Origin of the sequence: Vibrio sp. SG41-7, from assembly GCF_014164465.1 — a bacterium.
GTDB classification, from domain to species: domain Bacteria; phylum Pseudomonadota; class Gammaproteobacteria; order Enterobacterales; family Vibrionaceae; genus Vibrio; species Vibrio splendidus.
Genome location: NZ_JACJFF010000371.1, coordinates 1 through 355, shown reverse-complemented (window position 1 = coordinate 355; position 355 = coordinate 1). Strand labels below are relative to the sequence as shown.

Sequence of the window (355 nt, the reverse complement as noted above, 5' to 3'; positions counted from 1 at the left end):
GGAGGAGCTGAACTCAGGTGGTCGACCATGGCATTTAATTGCTCGGAGGCGTCAGAAAAGAATGAAAGATCTTGTGAGTTAACGTATGCTGCGGTCATAAAGAGGCCTTTTTGGGGAGTTATTGTTTTTCGCAGCTAAATAACTACCACAAACTGGCCTCTTTTGCATTTTCAGAACCTCTAACTGACTGATTTAAAAAGATCTCTTGTCGTTCCAAAAGATCCACACCCATCACAACTTATTCCTTTGCTTATAAGTGAGTCCTGGACAAAAGCTTCAAAAGCCCTGGCTAGCATCTCGCTTCTTTCTATCCAGTATTTTCGCGCTCCCTTCTGGCCTGCCAGTTTCTGTGATT

At 43.7% G+C, this 355-nt stretch carries 1 protein-coding gene; it reads right to left on the bottom strand.

Features of this window, described 5'->3' with window-relative positions; all coding sequences use genetic code 11:
- Positions 1 to 179: 179 nt before the first annotated feature.
- Positions 180 to 344: an LPD1 domain-containing protein gene (locus tag H5300_RS28610; RefSeq protein WP_220503600.1), complete on the bottom strand. Its 165-nt coding sequence runs from the start codon at positions 342 to 344 to the stop codon at positions 180 to 182.
- Between the last annotated feature and the right edge of the window lie 11 nt (positions 345 to 355).